This is a genomic window from Pseudomonas sp. FBCC-B1667, assembly GCF_059133255.1.
Window position 1 is genome coordinate 5855742 of sequence record NZ_CP101437.1, and the last position, 15343, is coordinate 5871084.

General features: G+C 59.0%; 12 protein-coding genes. 11 read left to right on the plus strand and 1 reads right to left on the minus strand.

Annotation, left to right across the window (positions count from 1 at the left end):
• Positions 1-651 precede the first annotated feature (651 nt).
• The 11 genes from NL116_RS27025 to NL116_RS27075 all read left to right on the plus strand — a co-directional run bounded on the left by NL116_RS27025 (position 652) and on the right by NL116_RS27075 (position 14510).
• Positions 652-2052: a polynucleotide adenylyltransferase PcnB gene (locus tag NL116_RS27025; protein WP_494374791.1), complete on the plus strand. Its 1401-nt coding sequence runs from the start codon at positions 652-654 to the stop codon at positions 2050-2052.
• Between the two features lie 3 nt (positions 2053-2055).
• Positions 2056-2541 carry a 2-amino-4-hydroxy-6-hydroxymethyldihydropteridine diphosphokinase gene (gene folK, locus NL116_RS27030; RefSeq protein ID WP_494374792.1) on the plus strand — a complete coding sequence of 162 codons (486 nt, stop codon included), beginning with the start codon at positions 2056-2058 and terminating at the stop codon, positions 2539-2541.
• Positions 2542-2820: 279 nt separating this feature from the next.
• Positions 2821-3621, plus strand: coding sequence for a 3-methyl-2-oxobutanoate hydroxymethyltransferase (panB, locus tag NL116_RS27035; RefSeq protein ID WP_123433546.1), 801 nt, complete (start codon positions 2821-2823; stop codon positions 3619-3621).
• Positions 3618-4478, plus strand: coding sequence for a pantoate--beta-alanine ligase (gene panC, locus NL116_RS27040; RefSeq protein ID WP_494374793.1), 861 nt, complete (start codon positions 3618-3620; stop codon positions 4476-4478). Before panB ends, panC begins: the two co-directional genes overlap by 4 nt.
• Before the next feature lie 194 nt (positions 4479-4672).
• The gene (gene panD, locus NL116_RS27045; RefSeq protein ID WP_003228271.1) at positions 4673-5053 is read left to right on the plus strand and encodes an aspartate 1-decarboxylase; all 381 of its coding nucleotides are present in this window, start codon (positions 4673-4675) and stop codon (positions 5051-5053) included.
• 229 nt (positions 5054-5282) lie between these two features.
• Positions 5283-6947, plus strand: coding sequence for a glucose-6-phosphate isomerase (gene pgi, locus NL116_RS27050; protein WP_494374794.1), 1665 nt, complete (start codon positions 5283-5285; stop codon positions 6945-6947).
• A gap of 187 nt (positions 6948-7134) precedes the next feature.
• Complete coding sequence (gene acs / locus NL116_RS27055; protein ID WP_494374795.1) at positions 7135-9072, plus strand: acetate--CoA ligase; 1938 nt, start codon at positions 7135-7137, stop codon at positions 9070-9072.
• 50 nt (positions 9073-9122) lie between these two features.
• On the plus strand, positions 9123-9995 hold the full coding sequence (locus tag NL116_RS27060; protein WP_494374796.1) for an oxygenase MpaB family protein: 873 nt from the start codon (positions 9123-9125) through the stop codon (positions 9993-9995).
• Positions 9996-10152: 157 nt separating this feature from the next.
• Entirely contained in the window at positions 10153-11169 is a 1017-nt protein-coding gene (locus NL116_RS27065; RefSeq protein WP_494374797.1) for a class I SAM-dependent rRNA methyltransferase, read from the plus strand.
• A gap of 93 nt (positions 11170-11262) precedes the next feature.
• Positions 11263-14214 (plus strand): DUF748 domain-containing protein, encoded by a 2952-nt coding sequence (locus NL116_RS27070; protein WP_494374798.1) that lies wholly within the window; start codon positions 11263-11265, stop codon positions 14212-14214.
• Positions 14215-14216: 2 nt separating this feature from the next.
• Positions 14217-14510, plus strand: a complete 294-nt coding sequence (locus NL116_RS27075) for a DUF2845 domain-containing protein (RefSeq protein ID WP_494378144.1) — start codon at positions 14217-14219, stop codon at positions 14508-14510.
• Positions 14511-14780: 270 nt separating this feature from the next.
• Here NL116_RS27075 and NL116_RS27080 read toward each other — a convergent pair whose 3' ends face one another.
• Positions 14781-15134: a BON domain-containing protein gene (locus NL116_RS27080; RefSeq protein WP_494374799.1), complete on the minus strand. Its 354-nt coding sequence runs from the start codon at positions 15132-15134 to the stop codon at positions 14781-14783.
• Positions 15135-15343 lie beyond the last annotated feature (209 nt).

A 15343-nucleotide genomic window follows, 5' to 3' on the forward strand; every position in this document is an offset into this window, starting at 1 on the left:
GGTAACGAAGCCCCGGTTTTTTTTGGCCCCGAAAAACCCCACGGACTGACCTAACCCCTTGTTTTACTGGGTTTCGCAAAAGTTGGCACGCACCCTGCTATATGTTTGGTACAAGAACAATAACAAGCAATGCATAACATAATAAAAATAAGACGAATCGACTCACGCACAATAAAAACAAGACGGCGAGAGGCGCAGCTAACTGATTCTTTTGGAGAGGCGTTGTATTTGGGGCTTGCCCCACGACCAGGCCGAGAATAATAAAAAACTGTCCTAAGACAGTGCCTGAACTGGTTGGATCGCAAGATCACTGCAGCACAGCGACCAAAGCAATCCGTTTGCTCTTGGCTCCCGATTGGGAGGGTCATGAAGGAAAAGCTTCATGACGAGGGCACTTAACAAAAACAAAAAGCCCGAAATCAATAATAAAAATAGAGCATGCAACTACTTCTTGGGGAGCTTCGGCTCCCCTTGTAGTTTCTGCGATTCGAAAAAACCTCCCAAATCGGCTTTGCTTTTGGCTTGAAGCCTGCGGCTTACTGCTCATATCTGCAGTGTCCTACACCATCCCTCGACTAAATGCTAGAATCCCCGCCCATCATGCGGTCATTCTTCTGTTATGGCCGAACATTCCTTCAAACAGTGCATCCCATGCTGAAGAAGCTGTTCCAGTCATTCCGTTCTCCCAAGCGTCATACGCAACACATTCGCAGTACGCCTGAAGTGCTTAACAGCGGCCAACACTCGCTGAAAAAGGCGCAATTCAGCCGTTACGCGGTGAATATCGTCGAACGCCTGCAGAACGCCGGTTACCAGGCTTACCTGGTCGGCGGCTGCGTGCGTGACATGCTGCTCGGCATCACGCCGAAAGATTTCGACGTCGCCACCAGTGCCACACCTGAACAGGTGCGCGCCGAATTCCGCAACGCGCGGATCATCGGTCGTCGATTCAAACTGGTGCATATTCACTTCGGTCGCGAAATCATTGAAGTGGCGACCTTCCGCGCCAATCACCCGCAAAACGACGAGGAAGAAGACAGCAACCAGTCTTCCCGTAATGAAAGCGGGCGCATCTTGCGCGATAACGTCTACGGCACCCTGGAAGAAGACGCGCAACGCCGCGACTTCACCATCAACGCCCTGTATTACGACCCGGTCAGCGAGCGCATCCTCGATTACGCCAACGGCGTACACGACATCCGCAATCACCTGATCCGCCTGATTGGCGACCCGAAACAGCGCTACCAGGAAGACCCGGTGCGGATGCTGCGGGCCGTGCGTTTTGCCGCCAAGCTGAATTTCGGTATCGAAAAACACAGCGCCGCGCCAATTCGCGAGCTGGCACCGATGTTGAGCGAAATCCCGTCGGCGCGACTGTTCGAAGAAGTGCTCAAGCTGTTCCTCTCCGGCCACGCCGCGGACACCTTCGAGATGCTGGTCGACCTGCAGCTGTTCGATCCGCTGTTCCCGGCCAGTGCCGAGGCGCTGGAATACAACCCGACGTACACCCACACCCTGATCAGCGATGCGCTGGTCAACACGGACCTGCGCATCAAGCAGAACAAACCGGTCACTCCGGCATTCCTGTTTGCTGCCCTGCTATGGCCTGCCCTGCCGGCTCGCGTATTGCGCCTGCAAGAACGCGGTATGCCGCCGATTCCGGCCATGCAGGAAGCCGCTCACGAGCTGATTGCCGAACAGTGCCAACGCATCGCCATCCCGAAACGCTTCACCCTGCCGATCCGCGAGATCTGGGACATGCAGGAACGCCTGCCACGCCGTAGTGGCAAGCGCGCCGATCTGTTGCTGGATAACCCTCGGTTCCGTGCCGGTTACGACTTCTTGCTGCTGCGCGAAAGCGCCGGCGAGCAGACTGATGGCCTGGGCGAATGGTGGACGGATTATCAGGACGCCAACGACAGCGAACGTCGCGACATGATCCGCGACCTCAGCGGCAAGGAAGACGGCACCGGCGCCCCGCGCAAACGTCGCCGCAGCGGTGGTGCCAAGCGTAAACGCGCCGCCGGCGCACCGAGTGTCTCGGGCGAGTAATCCATGGAACGCATCTACATCGGCATGGGCAGCAATCTGGCTGACCCTGCTGAACAATTGCGCAGCGCCGTCGAAGCGCTGGCGCAGGTACCGCAGACCGAGCTGGTCGGGGTATCCGCGTTTTATCAGAGCGACTCGCTGCTACCCGGCCAACCGCGTTACACCAACGCGGTCGCTGCCCTCGACAGCGCACTCGCGCCGCTGGACTTGCTCGATGCGCTGCAAGCCATCGAGAACGGGCAGGGTCGCGAGCGTCTTGAGCGCTGGGGCCCTCGCACGTTGGATCTCGACATCGTGCTGTTTGGCGATCGGCTGATCGATGAACCTCGGCTCAAAGTCCCTCACTATCATATGCAGGAGCGAGCGTTCGTCCTGTATCCGCTGGCCGAACTGGCGCCTGCGAATTTGTGTCTGGCCGACGGCCGCACGCTCAAGGATTTACTCGCAGCCTGCCCATTCATCGGCCTGGATCGCCTCCCCCAAAATTGACACCTCACTCCTACACTGGATTTTGTGCCGAACACAAAATCTACTGCTGAATCGCATCAGTTACCCCGGTAACACCCCTGTCGTAACAACGCGGTAACACATGCAATTGACTTCCCGAGTTCTCCTCACGACTATAGGCGTCCCGCTGCCGCCGACACGGCGTTGAAGGGCGCAATCCAGGCCGTAAAAGCACGACAACAGACCGTGCGCCTGTATTTAACGAAGAATCACGCGCGTTACTCGCAGTAGTTTCCACAGCGCCTGAATGAGGATCTTTTCATGCCAGCCATCACCCTGACCACTCTGCAAGGTCTGAAGCAAAAAGGTGAAAAAATCACCATGCTGACCTGCTATGACGCAACCTTCGCACACGCCTGTAATGAGGCTGGCGTCGAAGTGCTGCTGGTGGGCGACTCACTCGGCATGGTTTTGCAGGGTCACGACAGCACCCTGCCCGTGACGACTGCCGAAATGGCTTACCACGTCGCAGCCGTTAAACGCGGCAACACCGATGCGCTCATCCTCGCCGACCTGCCGTTCATGGCCTACGCCACCACCGAACAAGCCATGACCAACAGCGCGCTGTTGATGCAGGCCGGTGCGCACATGGTCAAGGTAGAAGGCGCACTGTGGCTGGCGGACTCGATTCGCCTGCTGGCCGAGCGCGGCATCCCGGTGTGCGCGCACCTGGGGTTGACGCCGCAATCGGTGAACATCCTGGGCGGTTACAAAGTCCAGGGGCGCAACGAAAACCAGGCGCGGCAGATGCGTGCCGACGCGATTTCGCTGGAGCAGGCCGGTGCCGCCATGTTGCTGCTTGAGTGCGTGCCGAGCGAGCTGGCTGAGGAAATTACCCAGGCTGTGGGCATTCCGGTGATCGGAATTGGCGCCGGCAGCGGCACCGACGGCCAGGTGCTGGTCTTGCACGACATGCTGGGCTTGTCGATTACCGGTCGCGTGCCAAAATTCGTGAAGAACTTCATGACCGGCCAGCCGACCCTTCAAGCAGCCCTGAGTGCTTACGTGACTGAAGTCAAAGCGGCGACTTTCCCAGGCATCGAACACGGATTCTCTGCATGAACACCGTAAAGACCGTACGCGAACTGCGCGCCGCCGTTGCCCGTGCCCGCAGTGAAGGCAAGCGCATCGGCTTCGTGCCGACCATGGGTAACCTGCACAGCGGTCATGTCGCGCTGATTACCAAAGCCTCCCAGCGGGTGGATTTCGTGGTCGCGAGCATTTTCGTCAACCCGCTGCAATTCGGTGCCGGCGAAGACCTCGACAAGTACCCGCGCACCCTCGCTGCCGACCAGGAAAAACTGCTCCAGGCCGGTTGCCACCTGCTGTTCGCACCCACCGTTGAAGAAATGTACCCGGACGGCATGGCCGGCCAGACGCGCGTCAGCGTTCCACTGCTATCTGAAGGCCTGTGCGGCGCCAGCCGTCCGGGGCATTTTGAAGGCGTGGCGACGGTGGTCAGCAAGTTGTTCAACATGGTCCAGCCGGACCTGGCGATTTTCGGCCAAAAAGATTATCAGCAACTGGCGGTGATCAAATCGCTGGTCCATGACCTGAACATGCCGATCCAGATCATTGGCGAACCGACTGTTCGCGCAGCCGATGGCCTGGCGCTGTCGTCGCGCAATGGTTTCCTCAGCGAAGAACAGCGTGCCGTGGCACCCGTGGTCTATCGCACCCTGAGTTCGATTGCCGACGCGATCAAACAGGGTGACCGGGATTTCCCGGCGCTGATCGAGGCGCAAATCAAGCAGCTCGAAGTTGCGGGATTGCGCACCGACTACCTGGAAATTCGCCATGCGCAGACGCTGCGTCCGGCGACACCGGATGATCGTGACCTGGTGATTCTGGTGGCGGCATTCCTGGGTACCACGCGGTTAATCGACAACCTGCACCTGAACCTCGACGCGCTCGCCTAAACACCACCAAACCCTGTGGGAGCGAACTTGCTCGCGATAGCGGATTGTCATTCAACATTGATGTTGGCTGATCCACCGCACTCGCGAGCAAGCTCGCTCCCACAGGGGTTAAGCAGTGGCCACACACTGTATTGCTGCCTCCAAAGCCTTCGGGCAAACTGCCTGCCGTTCGATTCCGACCTGGGGAAACACTCATGCACGCCATCATGCTCAAGGCCAAGTTGCATCGCGCCGAAGTTACCCACGCTGTACTAGATTACGAAGGTTCTTGCGCCATCGACGGCGAATGGCTGGACTTGTCCGGCATCCGCGAATACGAGCAAATCCAGATTTACAACGTCGACAACGGCGAACGCTTCACCACTTACGCCATCCGCGGCGAAGAAGGCTCGCGCATGATCTCGGTCAACGGCGCCGCTGCCCACAAGGCCAAGGTCGGTGACCGCGTAATCATCTGCGCTTACGCTCATTACAGCGAAGCCGAGCTGCTCAACTTCAAGCCGCGCATGCTCTACATGGCACCGGGCAATGAACTGAGCCACACCAGCAATGCCATTCCGGTCCAGGTCGCCTGATCGAGCCGCCGTCCTGTCTTTGTTCCGTTTGTCGGCCGCTTCTAACTTTGATGTTAAAAAAGTACCGGAAACAGGTCAGACAAAGTCAAGACAGATCAAGGCGCGGGGTTTACTGTATTCGCCCTGCGCCATGAAATCGTTTCGACGCAGTTGACCGGACGCCAATCCGCAGCGCTCCGGGATTTTTAGTGTTCAAAAAGCCGTTCAAGTAAAAAGGAAACCCGCAGCGATGGCGTACTACCGCACTCCTCACGACGTGACCGCTCTGCCCGCCTGGCAGGCGTTGAATGATCACCGCCAAGCCATGCAGGATTTCAGCATGCGCGAAGCCTTTAATGCCGACCCGCAGCGCTTTACCCAATTCACCCTGAGCAGCTGCGGGCTGTTTCTTGATTATTCGAAGAACCTGATCAACGCCGAGACCCGCAACCTGCTGGTGGGCCTGGCCAATGAAGTCGACCTCAAGGGCGCGATCAAGTCGCTGTTCGAGGGTGAAATCGTCAATGCTTCCGAAGGTCGTCCGGCCCTGCATACCGCACTGCGCCGCCCGGTGGGCGACAAGCTGTCGGTCAACGGTGTCAACGTGATGCCGGAAGTGCACAAAGTGCTGAACCAGATCACCGACCTCGTGGGCCGCATCCATGACGGGCTGTGGCGCGGTTACACCGAGAAGCCGATCACTGACGTGGTCAACATCGGTATCGGTGGCTCGTTCCTCGGCCCGGAACTGGTGTCCGAGGCGCTGCTGTCCTACGCTCAAAAAGGCGTGCGCTGCCACTACCTGGCGAATATCGACGGCAGTGAGTTCCACGAACTGACCCAGAAGCTGCGCGCCGAAACCACGCTGTTCATCGTGTCCTCCAAGTCTTTCAATACCCTCGAGACCCTGAAGAATGCCCAGGCCGCTCGCGCCTGGTACCTGGCTCAGGGCGGTTCGGAAGCCGAGCTGTATCGTCACTTCATCGCCGTATCGAGCAACAACGCGGCCGCCGTGGCGTTCGGCATTCGTGAAGAAAACATTTTCCCGATGTGGGACTGGGTCGGCGGCCGTTATTCGCTGTGGTCGGCCATCGGTTTGCCGATTGCCCTGGCCATCGGCATGTCGAACTTCAAGGAACTGCTGTCCGGCGCCTACACCATGGACCAGCATTTCCAGACCGCGCCGTTCGAACAGAACATGCCCGTGCTGCTGGCTCTGCTCGGCGTGTGGTATGGCAACTTCTGGGGCGCGCAAAGCCACGCGATCCTGCCGTACGACCACTACTTGCGTAACATCACCAAGCACTTGCAACAGCTGGACATGGAATCCAACGGCAAGAGCGTGCGTCAGGACGGCACCCCGGTGTCCACCGACACCGGTCCGGTGATCTGGGGCGGCGTCGGTTGCAACGGTCAACACGCCTATCACCAGTTGCTGCACCAGGGCACCCAACTGATCCCGGCCGACTTCATCGTGCCGATCGTCAGCTTCAACCCGGTGTCCGACCACCACCAGTGGCTGTACGCCAACTGCCTGTCGCAGAGTCAGGCGCTGATGCTCGGCAAGACCCTTGCCGAAGCGGAAGCCGAACTGCGTGACAAAGGCATGAGCGAAGAAGACGTGAAGAAACTGGCGGCGCACAAGGTGATCCCGGGCAACCGTCCGAGCAACACCCTGGTGGTTGAACGCATCAGCCCGCGTCGCCTCGGCGCACTCGTCGCGATGTACGAACACAAAGTCTTCGTGCAAAGCGTGATCTGGGGCATCAACGCCTTCGATCAGTGGGGTGTGGAGCTGGGTAAAGAACTGGGCAAAGGCGTCTACAACCGCCTGGTTGGCAGCGAAGAAACCCCGGCTGACGATGCCTCGACCCAAGGTTTGATCAACTACTTCCGCGGCCGTCACCGCGGTTGAACCCTCGCTCCCGTAGGAGCCGAGCTTGCTCGCGATGAACGATAACGCGGTGTTCCTGATACACCGCGGCGCCTGCATCGCGAGCAAGCTCAGCTCCTACAGGACTGTGTTTGTTTTCAGGTATTGAACCCTCCTCCCGCTCGGCGCATCTTTATTACTTGTCGCAAAACAAGAATAAGGAACCGTCATGTTCGATATCAGCACGTTCCCCAAAGCCGATGCCGTCCGCCGGGCTGCGCATTTGAGTCAAGACGACTATCACCGCCTGTACCGCGAGTCCATCGAGCACCCCACCAGCTTCTGGGCCGAACAAGCCACGCGCTTTCTCGACTGGAACACGCCATGGGACACCGTCCAGCGCTATAACCTGAAAACCGGTGAAGCCAGCTGGTTTGCCGGCGGCAAGCTGAACGTCAGTTACAACTGCATCGACCGTCATCTGGAACAGCGCGGCGATCAGATCGCGATCCTCTGGGAAGGCGACGATCCCGCCGAATCCGCACAGATCACCTACAAAAAACTTCACCACAACGTCTGCCGCCTGGCCAACGTGCTCAAAAGCCGAGGCGTGAAGAAAGGCGACCGTGTGTGCATCTATATGCCGATGATTCCTGAAGCCGCCTTCGCCATGCTCGCCTGCACGCGAATCGGCGCGGTGCATTCGGTGGTTTTCGGCGGCTTCTCCCCGGACTCTGTGCGCGACCGGATACTGGATGCGGATTGCCGCACCGTGATCACCGCCGATGAAGGTGTGCGCGGCGGAAAATTCATACCGCTGAAAGAGAAAGTCGACAAGGCACTGGAGCAATGCCCGAAGGTCAGCACCGTCATCGTGGTGGAGCGCACGCAAGGCAAAGTGAATTGGGTTGAAGGGCGCGACCTCTGGTATCACCAGGCCTTGCGCGACGTCAGCGACGATTGCCCGCCGGAGCCAATGGACGCCGAGGATCCGCTGTTCATCCTTTACACCTCCGGCAGCACCGGCAAACCCAAAGGCGTGTTGCACACCACCGGCGGTTATCTGCTGCAAGCGGCGATGACCTTCAAATACGTACTCGACTACCGTGATAACGAAGTGTTCTGGTGCACCGCCGATGTCGGCTGGGTCACCGGCCACAGCTACATCGTCTATGGCCCGCTGGCCAACGGCGCGACCACGCTGATCTTTGAGGGCGTGCCGAGTTACCCGACCAGCTCGCGGTTCTGGCAGGTCATCGACAAACACCAGGTGAACATTTTCTACACCGCGCCAACGGCGTTGCGTTCCCTGATGCGCGAAGGGCCGGAACCGTTGAAGGAAACGTCCCGCGCCAGCCTCAGACTACTCGGCAGTGTCGGTGAGCCGATCAACCCGGAAGCGTGGGACTGGTACTTCAATGCAGTCGGCGAACAACGCTGCCCGATTGTCGATACCTGGTGGCAGACCGAAACCGGCGGCATCATGCTCAGCCCCCTGGTCAGCGCGCAACGGATCAAACCGGGCTGCGCCACCCAACCGATGTTCGGCGTGCAACCGGTGCTGCTCGATGAAACGGGCAAGGAAATCAAAGGGGCCGGCAGCGGCGTGCTGGCGATCAAATCCAGTTGGCCAGCACAGATCCGCAGCGTCTACGGCGACCCGCAACGGATGGTCGATACTTACTTCAAGCCTTACCCCGGTTATTACTTCACTGGCGACGGTGCGAGGCGCGATGAGGATGGCGATTACTGGATTACCGGGCGCATCGACGACGTGATCAACGTCTCCGGGCACCGCATCGGCACCGCCGAAGTGGAAAGTGCCCTGGTGCTGCATGACAGCATCGCTGAAGCCGCCGTGGTCGGCTACCCCCACGACCTCAAGGGCCAAGGCATCTACGCCTTTGTCACGCCCATGGACGGCACCGAACCCAACGACGAGTTGAAGAAAGAACTGCTGGCCCACGTCAGCAAGGAAATCGGCAGCTTCGCCAAACCGGACTTGATCCAATGGGCCCCGGCCTTGCCGAAAACCCGCTCGGGCAAGATCATGCGGCGTATCCTGCGCAAGATCGCCTGCAACGAACTGGACACCCTGGGCGATACGTCGACGCTGGCCGATCCGAGCGTTGTTCAGGATCTGGTCGATAAACGCCTGAACCAATAAGCCCGACGCGGCCAGCGATGGCCGCGTTTCATTTTCGCCACTGAGTCGCCATGGAATTTATCCGCACCCGCATTGAAACCCAGGTCATGAGCCTGACCGGTCTGTCCCTCGGCAAGCTCGACCTGGAAAACCCCAAGGGCGACCCGGGCCTGTTCGGTCCCGATTCGGTGAGTTGGCAAGTGCATGGCGATTTCAGCAGCATGCTCATCGGCGGTATCAGTGCGCTGATGCTGCAGGCTCTGCACCCATTGGCGCTTGCCGGGGTCTGGGACCATTCGAATTTCCGTGAGGACATGCTCGGCCGACTGCGCCGCACCGGGCAGTTCATCTCCGGCACCACGTTTGGCTCGCGAAAAGATGCCGACTGGCTGATCGAGAAAGTCCGCACCATCCACTTGCAAGTGACCGGCACCGCGCCGGATGGTCGCCGCTATGCGGCCAGCGACCCGGACCTGCTGACCTGGGTGCACGTGGCCGAGGTCAGCAACTTCCTCGCCGCGCATTTGCGCTATCGCAATCCGCATCTGTCACTGGCCGATCAGGACCGTTACTACGAAGAAATCGCCTTGGTCGCCGAACGACTGGGCGCCCGTGATGTGCCCCGCTCGCGGCAGGAAATCGCTGATTACCTTGAGCGCATTCGTCCACAGTTGCTGTGCGATGAGCGCAGTCGCGAGGTCTTGCGACTGTTGTTGAATGCGCCATCCCCCAGCCGTTTGGCCAAGCCTTTCGGTGGGTTGATGATGCAGGCAGGGATTGACCTGTTGCCGGACTGGGCCAGTGACATGCTCGGCGTCAGCCAAAACCTGTTACAACGCAAACTGATCCGCGCCAGCGTCAATCGCAGTGCGCCGATGTTGCGCTGGGCAGTGCGTAATGGCTCGGTGCAGCGGGCGAAGCGGCGAATGGGCTTGTTCACCTGAAAAGCTAAAAGTTTCGCGAGCAGGCTCGCTCCGACATTTGATCGGTGTCGAACACAAAATCCCCTGTGAGAGCGAGCCTGCTCGCGAAGGCAGCACCTCGGTGTGCTGCCAAACTGTTAAACTCCCGCGCCAAATTCCCTCCTGCAAGGCGCCCAGCATGTCTTCCTTGAATCAGGCGCTGCGCGCCGCCCTAGAACATCGCCAGGACCTGCTTGCCGAACTGCATCAGCAGGGCACCGACTGCTATCGCCTGTTCCACGGCAGCCAGGAAGGCGCCGGCGGCCTGACCATCGACCGCTACGGCCCGCAACTGCTGGTGCAAAGCTTTCACCAGTCGCTGGAACGCGACGCGCTGCTGCAATTGCACGAGGCAATCGACCAGCATTTGGGCCTCGACACCCTGCTGGTCTACAACGACCGCTCCCGGGGCAATTCGCGCATCGACCGCGAAGACACGGTCTACCGTGCCGATGAAGCCGCGCTGGCGGATCTGGTCGGCCACGAGTGGGGTCTGAACTATCGGGTGCGCGGGCGTCACGCCGGCCAGGACCCGCTGCTGTTCCTCGACCTGCGCAACACCCGCGGCTGGGTCAAGGCGCACAGCCAAAACAAAAGCGTGCTCAACCTGTTTGCCTACACCTGTGGCGTCGGCCTGAGTGCTGCGGCCGGTGGCGCCCGTGAGGTGTGCAACCTGGATTTCGCCGAGGGCAACCTGGCGGTCGGCCGCGAAAACGGGCTGCTCAATCCACAGTTGCCCCCCATGCAATTCGTCCAGTCCGATTACTTCCCGGCGATTCGCCAGTTGGCGGGCCTGCCGATCAGCCAACGGCGCGGGCAAAAACTGCCGAGCTACCAGCGGCTGGAACAGCGTCAATACGACCTGGTGCTGCTCGACCCTCCCGCCTGGGCCAAGAGCGCTTTCGGTACCGTCGACCTGCTGCGCGACTACCAGAGCCTGCTCAAACCCGCGCTGCTGACAACCGCCGACAACGGCGTACTGATTTGCTGCAACAATCTGGCAAAGGTCAACATGGACGACTGGCGCGAACAGGTGTTGCGCTGCGCAGAGAAGGCCGGGAGGCCGGTGCGCGAGTGGTCTGTGATGACACCGGGCGCTGATTTTCCGTCAATGGATCAACAGCCGCCGCTGAAAACGCTGATCCTTCAGCTCTGAGATTCATCCGCAAATTCAGACAATTCCGATAAAGGCTGATGACTTCGGAACCGTAATCGCGTGCCATACTCCAAGGCACTCCGATTCAGACAGATGAAGCCGCACATGCCCAAAGGATTGATTCGCGCTATCGGCGCCTTGTTGACTGCTCTGGCTCTCTACAGCTTGCTGGGGTTTCTGATTTTGCCGGGCATCGCGTTGCGGGTTGCCAACCAGCAGTTGGCCAACTACGCCACGGTGCCCGCCCACCTTCAACGGATCGAACTCAACCCTTTCAGCCTTGAAGTGACCCTCTGGGGGCTGGTCATCGGTGAGCCGGGCAAGGAACAGATCGGCTTCGAACGCCTGTACGCCAATGTGCAAGCCGACAGTCTCTGGACCAAAGCCGTGCATCTGTCCGACATCGAACTGGACAAACCCAAGACCGAAATCCTCTTCGGCAAGGACGGGAAGCTAAACCTGCTCGGGCTGTTCAAACTGCCCGGGAGCGAACCGACACCTGCCGACCCGAACGCCAAGCCATTTCCGCTGCGCGTGGACCGGATCAATCTGGCGGGCGGCGCGGTGCATTTCGAGGACTCGCGCCCCAGCGAACCCATTGAGTTTCTCTACGACAAACTCGACTTCGAGCTGAAAAACCTCAGCACCCTGCCCGACGACAGTGCCGACATGACCTTGGTGGCCGCCGGCCCCAACGGCGGACAGGTCGACTGGACCGGCAACTTCAGCCTGATCCCGCTCGCCTCCGAAGGTAAGCTGAAAATCACCGATGGCAAGATGAAAGCCTTCTGGCCCTATGTGCGCGACGCCGTGCCCCTGGACCTCGAAAGCGGCATCATGAGCCTCAGCACCGACTACAAACTCAACCTGTCCAAAGAAACCGAACTGCTGCTGAACAACCTCGCGGCCAGCATCGCACCGTTCGCAATCAAGGCCCCGGACGGCCGGCCATTGGCGAAGCTGGAACGATTGGACATCAGCGAAACCACGGTCGACCTGGCCAAGCAGCAAGTGGTGGTCGGCAAGATTCGCAGCCAGAAACTGGAAACCTGGGCCGCCCTCGAAGCCGACGGGCAACTCGACTGGCAGAAACTGTTCGCCAGCCAACCGTCCAAACCCGCCGCCAAAGCCAAGGCCGAACCCGCCAGTACGCCAGCGGCAGCCGACTCACCCAAGCCTGAACCGGCGCCACCGAGCAAACCGTGGCAGGTGCAGCTCAAAGACGTACAGTTGCGCAATTACCAGGTGCACCTGGCAGACCGCAAGGCACAACCCGCCGTAGCGCTGGAAGTCGGCCCGTTGAATCTGGACCTGCAGAACTTCGACAGCCTTAACGGTTCGCCTTTTAATCTCAAGCTCGACACCGGCGTGGGCAAACAGGGCAAGATCATGGCCGATGGCGTGGTCGATCTCGCCCCGATCAGCGCCAAACTGAAAGTGCAGACCAAAGACATCGACCTGCGTGTCGCACAGTCCTACATCACTCCGTTCATTCGCCTGGAACTTCGCAGCGGCATGCTCGGCAGTGATCTGGCGGTCGATCTGAAAAGTACCGAGCCCTTGGCGTTCAGCGTCTCCGGTCGTGCTCAGGTCGATCAGTTGCACACCCTCGACACCCTTAAAACCCGCGACTTCCTCAAGTGGCAACAACTGGTGCTCGAAGGCCTGAATTACCAACACGGTGACAGCCTGTCGATCGACAAGGTCAACCTGTTCCAGCCCTATGCGCGCTTCATGATCAACGATGATCGCACCACCAATATCGATGACCTGTTGATCCCGCAACCGCCCGATACCGGCGCCAAAACCGCCGCGGCCAAACCGGCCAGCAAAGACAAACCACTGGGTATCCACATCGGCGGCATCGCCATCAATGACGGTTCGGCCAACTTCGCCGACTTCAGCCTGACACCGAACTTCGCTACCGCCATCCAACAGCTCAACGGGCAGATCGGCACCATCGACAGCCGACAGGCAAAACCGGCCAGCGTGGATGTCAAAGGCAAAGTTGACCGTTATGCGCCGGTGACCATCAAGGGCGCGGTCAATCCGTTCGACCCGATGGCCAGCCTCGACATCGCCACCAGTTTCAAACGGGTGGAACTGACCACGCTCACGCCCTATTCCGGCAAATTCGCCGGGTATCGCATTCGCAAAGGCCGGCTCAATCTCGACCTGCATTACATGATCACCAAAGGCCAGCTCAAGGCCGAAAACAAAGTGGTGGTCGAGCAGTTGCAGCTGGGTGAAAAGGTCGACAGCCCGGATGCCGTGAGCCTGCCGCTGAAACTGGCGATTGCCTTGCTCAAGGATGTCGATGGCAAGATTTCCATTGAGTTGCCGGTCACCGGCGACCTCAATAATCCGCAGTTCAGCATCATGCCGATTGTCTGGCAAACCCTGCGCAACCTGATCGTCAAAGCCGCGGCTGCGCCGTTCAAACTGATTGGCGGACTGGTCAGCGGCGGCGGTTCCGAGGACTTGGGCACCGTGTCGTTCGCGCCGGGTTCAAGCGATTTGAGCAAGGACGCCGAAGCTGCATTGGTCAAACTGTCCCAAGCCTTGAAAGAACGTCCCGCCCTGCGTCTGGAGATCGAAGGCACGGCGGCCGCCAGCAGCGACGGCCCGTTGATTGCTGAGCAACGCCTGGAACGGGAATACCAGTACAACTACTACAAAATGCTCCAGCGTCGTGGAGACAAGGTGCCGGCCCAGGCATCTTTGCTACAGGTCCCGGAGAACGAGAAAGGCCCGTTGCTGGAAGGCATCTACCGCACACGCCTGAAGACTCAGCCGCCGGCCGAATGGAAGGATCTGGGCAAGGAAGAACGCACCGCGAAAATGCGCGCCGACGTGATCAAGTTCTGGAGTACCAGCGACGTACTGTTACGTCAGTTGGGACAGGAGCGCGCCAGCAGCATCAAGGACTATCTGGTAGACAAGGGTCAGTTGGCCGATGACCGCGTGTACTTCATCGACGCCAACCTGGGTGAAGCGGAAAGTGACGGCAGGGTGGTAACGCCTTTGCATCTGGACGCGGAGTGATTGTGGTGCAATTGCTGGCGGGGCTGGCATTGGTAATAACTGTCGGCCAGGCCTCGGCGGCCGATACGCTACGCTGCGGCAGTCAACTGATCAGCGTCGGAGACAGGTCCAGCGAAGTACTGCAGAAGTGCGGTGAGCCGGTCAGCCGCGACGTGTTGGGCTACAAACGTAGCGCTAACCGACGGGAAGAGTTTCCGGTGGAGGAATGGACCTATGGGCCGAATAGCGGGATGTACCAATTCCTTCGGTTTGAAGGCAATCGCCTGACACAGATCACCAGTAAACGCGGCAACTGAACTCGCCACATCCCCTGTAGGAGAGAGCCTGCTCGCGATGAGGGCATAACATTCAACACCTGTCGTCGACTGTTACACCGCTATCGCGAGCAGGCTCACTCCTACATTTTGATGTTCGGTGCCGCAAATAGAACAAGCCCCCGACACGAATGTCGGAGGCCTGTAATGGCCACATCCCTATGGCCGTTCGCATGAACTCCTAAGAAGCGGCAGGCGTATTACTCAGCCCGTCTGCCACACCTTCTCCCGGTCCAGGCGAGAAGTCTTGCCTTACTCGGCTTTCAGGCCGTCAGCGGAGACCGCTTTGACGCCTTTGATTTTCTTGGTGATCGCCACGGCGGTGGCTTTTTGGGAATCAGTCACTGCAACGGTGGACGACAGCGACACAACACCTTTATTGGTTTCGACTTTGATGTCGGTACCAGGAATGCCTTTTTCGGTCAGCAGATCGCTTTTGACTTTGGTAGTGATCCAGGTGTCGGAAGTAGCTTCCGTGGCCTTGGTCATTTCACCAGCAGCCAAGGTCATCGGTGCTTGAGTGGTGGCGGTCTGTGCGAATGCTACGTTGGCCATAGTCAGGGTCAGCGCGGTAGCAGTAGCGGCAGCGATAGCGAACTTCTTCATACGAGTAACTCCTGTTTTTCCAGATAGTCTGCTGGTTGTCTTCTCAGCAGGGTTACTGGGTATGTTGCGAACGCTGTGCCAACTTTGAAATAGCCACAAAAACCTTATAAATCAACATGTTAAAAAAACACTGAATTTTCGGAATCATGCAAAATGCATGAGTTGGAATTTATCGACATGCAAGTTGCGGGTTTTGGCGTCGGCCTAAG

Bases quoted from the DNA above. Each gene is read 5' to 3' on its own strand.
- NL116_RS27025 (WP_494374791.1), top strand. From the start codon at position 652: ATGCTGAAGAAGCTGTTCCAGTCATTCCGTTCTCCCAAGCGTCATACG.
- folK (WP_494374792.1), top strand. From the start codon at position 2,056: ATGGAACGCATCTACATCGGCATGGGCAGCAATCTGGCTGACCCTGCT.
- panB (WP_123433546.1), top strand. From the start codon at position 2,821: ATGCCAGCCATCACCCTGACCACTCTGCAAGGTCTGAAGCAAAAAGGT.
- panC (WP_494374793.1), top strand. From the start codon at position 3,618: ATGAACACCGTAAAGACCGTACGCGAACTGCGCGCCGCCGTTGCCCGT.
- panD (WP_003228271.1), top strand. From the start codon at position 4,673: ATGCACGCCATCATGCTCAAGGCCAAGTTGCATCGCGCCGAAGTTACC.
- pgi (WP_494374794.1), top strand. From the start codon at position 5,283: ATGGCGTACTACCGCACTCCTCACGACGTGACCGCTCTGCCCGCCTGG.
- acs (WP_494374795.1), top strand. From the start codon at position 7,135: ATGTTCGATATCAGCACGTTCCCCAAAGCCGATGCCGTCCGCCGGGCT.
- NL116_RS27060 (WP_494374796.1), top strand. From the start codon at position 9,123: ATGGAATTTATCCGCACCCGCATTGAAACCCAGGTCATGAGCCTGACC.
- NL116_RS27065 (WP_494374797.1), top strand. From the start codon at position 10,153: ATGTCTTCCTTGAATCAGGCGCTGCGCGCCGCCCTAGAACATCGCCAG.
- NL116_RS27070 (WP_494374798.1), top strand. From the start codon at position 11,263: ATGAAGCCGCACATGCCCAAAGGATTGATTCGCGCTATCGGCGCCTTG.
- NL116_RS27080 (WP_494374799.1), bottom strand. From the start codon at position 15,134: ATGAAGAAGTTCGCTATCGCTGCCGCTACTGCTACCGCGCTGACCCTG.